1 protein-coding gene is annotated in these 565 nt (G+C 31.9%); it reads left to right on the top strand.

Features of this window, described 5'->3' with window-relative positions; genetic code table 11:
- The coding region (locus WFK35_RS23010) for a Phenylacetic acid catabolic protein (protein WP_336734983.1) at positions 1 to 325 on the top strand (325 nt) is incomplete at its 5' end.
- Positions 326 to 565: the final 240 nt, after the last annotated feature.

Raw genomic sequence — 565 nt, 5'->3', positions numbered from 1 at the left:
TTCACCAAACTCTAAAATTTCGATGAATTACAGAGTGAAAAGAGAAAGCAACGATAGTCTTCGTCAGAGATTCATTGATGTTACCGTTGCTCAGGCTGAATTCTTAGGATTAACCATTCCCGATAAATATCTGAAATGGAATGAAGAAAGACAGCACTACGATTTCGGAGAGCTTCCTTGGGATGAATTCATTGAAATCTTAAAAGGAAACGGGCCTGCTAACAAAAAGCGTATCGAAACCAAAAGAAAAGCTCAGAGGGAAAATTCATGGGTAAAAGAAGCGGCAGCAGCTTTTGCTGAGAAGCAGAACGAAAAGGTTAACTAATTTTTAATTTAAACCATTAAGATTTTGTTTAGAAGTTTAGTTGAATTAAGAAAAATCATTTTGATTAAAATCTAAAAGCGAAGCTAAACTTAACATTCTTAACAACTTAATTGTCCTTAATGGTTCAAAAATTAAAATTTAAAATAATTCAAAATCTAAAATTTAGATAAAAATAAAATCTGACTATGGCAAATTTAGATATGTGGGAAGTGTTTATTCAGACTAAACCAGGATTATCTC

Source organism: Chryseobacterium sp. VD8, from assembly GCF_037149975.1.
Lineage (GTDB): Bacteria > Bacteroidota > Bacteroidia > Flavobacteriales > Weeksellaceae > Chryseobacterium > Chryseobacterium indicum.
This window is presented reverse-complemented; position numbering and strand designations above follow the sequence as displayed.